Annotated in this window: 5 protein-coding genes; 3 read left to right on the plus strand and 2 right to left on the minus strand. The window is 72.4% G+C overall.

Annotation, left to right across the window (positions count from 1 at the left end; genetic code table 11):
- The coding region (locus tag G3I41_RS15410; RefSeq protein ID WP_164400776.1) for an oxygenase MpaB family protein at nt 1-758 on the minus strand (758 nt) is incomplete at its 3' end.
- Nucleotides 759-900: 142 nt separating this feature from the next.
- Here G3I41_RS15410 and G3I41_RS15415 point away from each other — a divergent pair.
- Nucleotides 901-1,797 carry an oxygenase MpaB family protein gene (locus G3I41_RS15415; protein WP_164400777.1) on the plus strand — a complete coding sequence of 299 codons (897 nt, stop codon included), beginning with the start codon at nt 901-903 and terminating at the stop codon, nt 1,795-1,797.
- Here the strand turns inward: G3I41_RS15415 and G3I41_RS15420 are convergent.
- Nucleotides 1,760-2,800, minus strand: coding sequence for a LacI family DNA-binding transcriptional regulator (locus tag G3I41_RS15420; RefSeq protein WP_164400778.1), 1,041 nt, complete (start codon nt 2,798-2,800; stop codon nt 1,760-1,762). The genes G3I41_RS15415 and G3I41_RS15420 overlap by 38 nt on opposite strands.
- A gap of 178 nt (nt 2,801-2,978) precedes the next feature.
- Here G3I41_RS15420 and G3I41_RS15425 point away from each other — a divergent pair, with 178 nt between their 5' ends.
- Together G3I41_RS15425 and G3I41_RS15430 are read left to right on the plus strand one after the other, a co-directional pair.
- Nucleotides 2,979-4,304, plus strand: coding sequence for a M14 family metallocarboxypeptidase (locus G3I41_RS15425; RefSeq protein ID WP_164400779.1), 1,326 nt, complete (start codon nt 2,979-2,981; stop codon nt 4,302-4,304).
- Nucleotides 4,305-4,378: 74 nt separating this feature from the next.
- Nucleotides 4,379-6,124 carry a BCCT family transporter gene (locus G3I41_RS15430; RefSeq protein ID WP_164400780.1) on the plus strand — a complete coding sequence of 582 codons (1,746 nt, stop codon included), beginning with the start codon at nt 4,379-4,381 and terminating at the stop codon, nt 6,122-6,124.
- The last annotated feature ends 35 nt before the right edge of the window (nt 6,125-6,159 follow it).

Here is a 6,159-nt window from a genome sequence, read left to right on the forward strand (position 1 = left end):
GGCCTGGCCGGCATCCGGCGCACGCACCGCGCCCGCAGCCGCAGCGCCGCCGACGCCGAGGTCCGCACCCAGCGGGGCTGCGGCCGGAAGCCCAGCGCCCCGAGCAGCGGCTCGTCGAGCACCGCCAGGGCGAACCGGGCGACGAACGGCCGCAGCGGGCGCGGGTACCAGCTCGCCATCACCCGGAACGTGGCACTGGCCACCCGCCGGTTCGCCGGGTCGTACGCGAACATCCGCTCCTCGTACGCGTCGAGCAGCCGCTCGAAGCCCTCGTACGTGTCGGGCACGTCCTCGATGCCCATCATCGCCCCGGTCTTCCGCCCCGCCTCCGCCAGCGCCCGCACCTCCTGCGTGCACAGCGGCCGCCAGCCGTACCGGTCGATCCAGCGCTTCGGCCCCACGACCGTCGTCGCCAGGACGTACCGGAAGTCGTCGTTCTCGATGCGGTACCTGCCGTGGATGCGGTTCAGATGCCGCGCCGCCGCCCGCCCGCGCTCGGAGTCGAAGCCGTCGACGGCCATCTCGTACGCGAGCAGCACCGTGTCGTCGTACCGCTTCTGCCCGTTGCGCTCGAACTCCTGGGTGCGGTCGAGGAGCACGGAGATCCGGGGGACGCCGTAGTCGCGCAGGAACGCCACGCTGACGCCCTGCCGGTAGTCCCACGGGAACTCGTACTGGGAGATCAGCCGAAGGATCTCGGCGTAGTCCCGCGCCGGATCCATCCGGCGGATCTCGTGCAGGCGGCTGTACCGGCCCATGGTGCGCCCTCCTGTCCGTGCCCCGGCGTCAACGCGCTCATTCGGCAGCGATGTGACGGCACGTCTGTTCCGGAGAGTCAAAGTTACAAATACTATTGACTTGTTTCATCGACGCCGTCAACACCACTGCCGGGAGCACCGCATGAGCAGCAGCAACGACCCCGCGCCGCCCCCGCCCGGTGGTGTGCTGTGGAGCCTGTCCGGCGATGTGCGGGCCCTGCTGATGCTGCCCGCCGCCCTCACCCTCCAGGTCGCCCACCCCGCCGTCGGCGCGGGCGTGGACGAGCACTCCGTGTTCCGCACGGACCCCTGGGGACGCGGCGAGCGCTCCCTCGGCTCGCTCCAGCTCTGGGTGTACGGAGGTGAGGAAGCCGCCGAGGAGGGGCGCAGGCTCCGCCGGCTGCACCGCGCCATCCAGGGCACCGACACCCGGGGCCGCCCGTACCACGCCCTGACCCCGGCGAACTACGCCTGGGTGCACGCCACCGGCTACCCCGTCTACCGGCACGGCGCCCGCTACCTGCTGCGCCCGCTCAGCCGCGAGCAGGAGCGCGCACTGTACGCGGAATGGCTTCAGGTGGGCCGGGTGCTCGGCATCCACGACCGGGACATGCCGCAGACCATCGAGGAGTTCTGGCCGTACTACCGCGCCATGCTGGCCGACGAGATCGAGAAGACCCCCGTCGTCGCGGAACTCGTCGCCACCGACACCGCCGTCCCGCCGCCGGACCGGGGACCCCGGGCACTGCGGCTGCTGCTCAGGGTGGTGTGGCCGGTGCTGCTCCCGTCGCTCGCCCGGTTCCGCTCCTTCCTGACCGTCGGGCTGATGCCGCCCGACGCCCGCGAGGCCATCGGCCTGGAGTGGACCGACGCGCAGGAACGCGCCCTGCGGAGGTTCTGCGCGGTGGTCCGGCTCGTCGTCCCCGTCCTGCCGGAGCGCCTGCGCTACCTGCCCCGGGCCCGCCGCGCCCGGGCGGCGCACCGGGCCCGCACGGGCGGGCTCAGGCCGAGGCGCGGCGGACCAGCCGCGTCGGCGTGATCACCGACTCCGGCACCGCGCCCCCGTCCTCCAGCCGGTCCATCAGCAGCCGCACCATCAACCGGCCCATGCCCACCACGTCCTGACGTATCGTCGTCAGCGGCGGGTCCGTCGCCCCGGCGACCGACTCCATGTCGTCGAAGCCCACCAGCGCCACGTCCTGCGGCACCCGCCGCCCCCGCTCCCGCAGCACCCGCAGCGCACCCGACGCCATCAGGTCGTTCGCCGCGAACACCGCGTCCAGGTCCGGCCGCCGCGCCAGCAGCTCGGCCATGGCCCGCGCACCGCCCTCCACCGTGAAGTCGCCGTCCGCGAGCAGCGCGGGGTCGGCGTCCGGCAGGATGTCCGCGTAGCCGTCGATCCGGTCGAGAGCCGAGGTCTGGTCGCGCGGACCGGCGATGTGCGCGATGTTCCGGCGGCCGAGCCCGGCCAGATGCCGTACGGCCTCCCGGGCACCGCCCCGGTTGTCGCAGTCCACGAAGGGCACCGCGTCGGTCGGCGCGCCCGGCCGCCCGGGCCGGCCGCCGTAGACGGCCGGGACGCGGAAACGGCGGATGGCGGCGGGGAGTTCGTCGTCGGTGTGCAGGGAGAAGGCCAGCACCCCGTCGACGTGGCCCCCGCCCAGATAGCGGCTGACCCGCTCGAAGTCTCCCCGGCCCTCCACCAGCAGCAGCACCAACTGCGCGTCGTGCGCGTTCAGTTCCCGGCTGATGCCCCGGATGTGCTGGGAGAAGAACGGGTCGGAGAAGATCCGCACCTCGGGCTCGTCGATGATCACGGCCACCGCCCCGTTCCGCCGGGTCACCAGGGTCCGCGCCGCATGGTTCGGGATGTAGCCCAGCTCCTCGACCGCCTTGCGCACCTGGTCCACGAGCGGCTGCCGCACCCCCGCACCGCCGTTCACCACCCGTGAGGCCGTCGCCCGGGAGACTCCGGCACGGGCCGCCACGGCTTCCAGCGTGGGACGCGCGTGGAGCGGGGCATCGGGGGACGGACCGGGCAAGGGGACGCTCCTCTGTGGCGCAGCGGGGCCGACCGGCCGGCCGGCCCCGCCAGCCTAGGGGGTACCCGCCCGGCGAGGGCCGGATCGGGTACCAACGGGCCGGAGCGGTCCACCGGTCTCATGAAACAGCCCGTGCACGGGTCTGTCGCGGGCCGCCGCGACGCAGTACCTTCCGCCCATGCCGATCGCGCCGACGGCCGGGGGACGGCGGCTGCCCCGGCGCGGCCGTGCCCGCGATCTCGCGCTGGCGGTCGCCACCGCCGCTCTGACCGTCCCTCTTCTCACCGTCCCCTCGGACGCGGCCCGCACCACCGCGCCCCGCACCGGCTTCGAACTCTCCGGCGGAGCGCGCTGGACCCGGCAGTCCGAGGAGGCGTTCCTGCTCGCGGACCTCGCCCGGCGCGGCGACCGGGTCTCCGTGCGGCGGATCGGCACCACGGACCGGGACCGCCCCCTGCGCCTCGTCCGCATCGGCAGCACCGACCCCGGCGCGCTCACCGTGCTCCTGGTCTGCGGCCAGCACGGCGACGAACCGGCAGCGCGAGAGGCATGCCTGAGCACGGTCCGGGACCTCGCGTACGCCACCGACGCCCACACCCGCGCCCTCCTCGCCCGGACCGAGATCCTCGCCGTGCCCACCGCCAACCCCGACGGCCTCGCGGCGGGGACCCGGTCCAACGGCGACGGCGTGGACGTCAACCGGGACCACCTCGCCCTGCGCAGCCCCGAGGCCCGAGCCGTCGCCGCCGTACGGCGCGACCACGAACCCGATGTGATCGCGGACGTGCACGAGTACGCCGCGACCGCGCCGTACTACGACAAGGACCTGCTCGTCCTGTGGCCCCGTAACCCCAACACCGACGAACGGCTGCGCGACGAGGCGCGCTCCCTGGCCCTGGACCGGGTGCGGTCCGCCGCGGAGAAGGCCGGCTTCGGCACCGGCCTGTACGGCGTCCGGACCGACCCGGCCACCGGCCACCCGGTCGGACGGACCGCCGGCGACGGCCAGGAGCGCGTCCTGCGCAACATCGCCGGCCTCACCCACGCGGTCGGACTGCTGACCGAATCCCGTACGGACGCGCTCTCCGCCGAGGAGCGCGCCGACCCCGCCCTCAACGCCCGCCGCCGCGTGGCCTCCCAACTCGTGGCCCTCAGGGCACTCTTCCGGTACGCGGAGGAACAGCGCGCGAACATCGCCGCCGCCACCGCCGCCTCCCGGTCGGCGGGAACCGACGACCGGGGGCCCGTGTTTCTCGGGGGGTCGGACGACAGGACCCCGACGCCGGACGACACCCTCGCCGACCCGCCGTGCGGCTACCGCCTCACGAAGGATCAGTTCGCGCGCGTCCGGGACGAACTCTCGCTGCACGCCGTCACCTGGCGCCCCGACGGTGACGGGGTCCACGTGCCCCTGCGGCAGCCCGCCCGGAAGCTGATCCCGCTCCTGCTGGACGCAAGGGCCGCATATCACCTCACAAACGGGCAAGTCGATACTGCTTGTTGATCCCGAAAGATGCATGTCGAGTGTGGTACTGCCTACGGAGAGCGATTTGTCAGTTTCCGTGAAAGGTGCCATTCGTGTCGCAGGACGAGCAGAGAACGGGCGGCAGAGGGGATGTACCGGTGACGGCCGACCTCCCCGGCGAACCGGGCCACGGCCGGAGCCCCGTCACCGACCGGGTGGTGTTCGGCGTCACGGCCGGCCTCACCCTGGCCTTCGTCATCTGGGGGGCCACCGCCACCGACTCGCTGGAGGACGTCTCCGACAAGGCCCTCAACGGCCTCATCCACAACGGCGGTTGGGCGTTCATGCTGGCCGCGTCCGGATTCGTGGTCTTCGCCCTGTGGCTCGCGATCAGCCGGTACGGAAACATCACCCTCGGCCAGGAGGACGAGGAGCCGGAGTTCCGCACGGTCTCCTGGGTCGCGATGATGTTCAGCGCCGGCATGGGCATCGGTCTGATGTTCTACGGGGTCAGCGAGCCGCTCGCCCACTTCACTGACCCGCCGCCCGGCACCCGCCCCGCCGACGCGGCCGAGGCGATGCAGACCGCGATGGCCACCACCCTGTTCCACTGGACGCTGCATCCGTGGGCGATCTACGCGGTGGTCGGCCTGGGCATCGCGTACAGCACCTTCCGGCGCGGCAGGCGGCAGACCATCAGCGCCGTCTTCGAGCCGCTGATCGGTCCCCGCCACGCCCACGGCGGACTCGGCCGGTTCATCGACATCCTGGCCATCTTCGCGACCCTCTTCGGCTCGGCCGCCTCGCTGGGTCTCGGCGCCCTTCAGATCGGGAGCGGCTTCCACGAGCTGAACTGGAAGGAGAAGACCGGCACCGGACTGCTCGTCCTGATCATCGCCGTGCTGACCGTCGCGTTCATCGCCTCGGCGGTCTCCGGGGTGGAGAAGGGCATCCAGTGGCTGTCCAACATCAACATGGTGCTCGCCCTGATCCTGGCCGTGTTCGTGTTCATCGCGGGCCCCACGATCATCGTGCTCGACCTCATTCCGACCTCGATCGCCTCCTACTTCGGCGACCTCCCGCAGCTCGCCGGCCGTACGGAGGCCACCGGTGAGGGCGAGGTGGCCGACTGGCTCGGCAGCTGGACCGTCTTCTACTGGGCCTGGTGGATCTCCTGGACGCCCTTCGTGGGCATGTTCATCGCCCGGATCAGCAAGGGCCGGACCATCCGCCAGTTCATCGGCGGCGTCATCCTGGTGCCGAGCACCGTGAGCCTGATCTGGTTCGCCATCTTCGGCGGCACCGCCATCAAGCTCCAGGAGGGCGGCAAGCTCGGCGGCGCCGACACCCAGGAGGCGCAGCTCTTCGGCGTGCTCCAGCAGTTCCCCGTCGCCACGCTGATGAGCATCCTGGTGATGGTGCTCGTCGGCATCTTCTTCGTCTCCGGCGCGGACGCCGCGTCCATCGTGATGGGCACCCTGTCCCAGAAGGGCATCCTCGAACCCGCCAAGTGGGTCGTCATCTTCTGGGGCGTCGTCACCGGCGCGGTCGCCGCCGTCATGCTGCTCATCGGCGACGGCAAGGGCGATGCCCTCGCGGGTCTCCAGAACCTCACTATCCTGGTCGCGGCCCCGTTCACCATCGTCATGATCTGCATGTGCGTGGCCCTGCTGCGCGACCTGCGCCGGGACCCCCTGATCGTGCGCCGCGAGTTCGGCGTGGAGGCCGTGGAGTCGGCGGTCATCGAGGGCCACGCCAAGTACGACGGCGACTTCGAGATCCGCATCGGCCCGGGCGGCAGCCAGATCACCACGGAACGCCACGACCGCGACCGGCCCGGGGGAGCCGCCCCGGCGTGAGCGTCCCGCCGCGGCGGGCGGGCCCGGCGGGACGC

Origin of the sequence: Streptomyces sp. SID9727 (genome assembly GCF_010550605.1) — a bacterium.
Taxonomy (GTDB): domain Bacteria; phylum Actinomycetota; class Actinomycetes; order Streptomycetales; family Streptomycetaceae; genus Streptomyces.

Coding starts and splice junctions, on each gene's coding strand:
- G3I41_RS15415 (WP_164400777.1), top strand. CDS start 901: ATGAGCAGCAGCAACGACCCCGCGCCGCCCCCGCCCGGTGGTGTGCTG.
- G3I41_RS15425 (WP_164400779.1), top strand. CDS start 2,979: ATGCCGATCGCGCCGACGGCCGGGGGACGGCGGCTGCCCCGGCGCGGC.